Genomic DNA, 865 nt, shown 5'->3' with positions numbered 1-865 from the left:
TCTGCCGGTATTCGTGGATGAGCCCGCCGAGCCGATCATGTCGAACGGTCGAGGTGTCGGGTTCGGGCGGTGGGCTGGTGCCGGTGCTGAGCGGTGCCTGTTGTTGGAGTGACCGGTGGGGTCGGTGGTGGTTGTAGTGGTCGATGTAGTCGGTGAGGACGGCGGTGGTGTGTTGTTCGCCGAGGATGAGGAGGTGGTCGAGGCATTCGGGGCGGACGGTACCGACCCGGCGTTCCGCGAAAGCGTTCGCGACCGGGGTCCGTACGGGTGTCCGCACGATATCGATGTTGTCGGTGGTGAAGACGGTGTCGAAGACGGCGGTGAACGTCGTGTCGCGGTCACGGATGAGGAACCGGAACCGTCTCGCCCGCTCACCCAGAGCTATGGGCAGGTTACGGGTTTGCTGGGGTGGCCCGGCTGTTCGTCGGGTGGCGGGTCACACCGGCGAGATGCACCCGGCGGGGTTCGACTTCGATGAAGAACAGCGCGTACAGCTTGCTCAGCACAGACGGTGTCGACGGTGAAGAAGTCACAGGCGAGGATGGGCGTGGGCTTGGGTGTGCAGGAACTGTCGCCAGGTGGGGCCGGAGCGGCGGGGTGCGGGATCGACGTGGGCGGAGCGCAGGATCGTCCAGACGGTACTGGCGCCTACCTGATAGCCGGGTTGGACGAGTTCGCGGTGGATGCGGTGGTAGCCCCAGCGGGGTTCTTCTTGGCGAGGCGGAGGATCAGCTGGCGGATCTCCGTTGGGGTGGAGGGCCGGCCCAGCAGAACCGGGGCCGGGACACCTGGCGGCGTAGCACGGTGAGTTCGTGGCGGAGCACAAGGATCTCGGCGTCTTTCGTCGCCGAGCTGCGGGCCACCA

General features: G+C 66.5%; 1 protein-coding gene. It reads right to left on the bottom strand.

All coding sequences use genetic code 11. The features are described from left to right. On the bottom strand, positions 1-277 hold a 277-nt coding region (locus tag FMEAI12_RS08260; protein WP_235013819.1), incomplete at its 3' end, for a transposase. Between the last annotated feature and the right edge of the window lie 588 nt (positions 278-865).

The organism is Parafrankia sp. Ea1.12 (genome assembly GCF_900465275.1).
GTDB lineage: Bacteria > Actinomycetota > Actinomycetes > Frankiales > Frankiaceae > Parafrankia > Parafrankia soli.
Note: the sequence above shows the minus strand (reverse complement) of the source record. Positions and strands in the feature narration are given on the sequence as shown.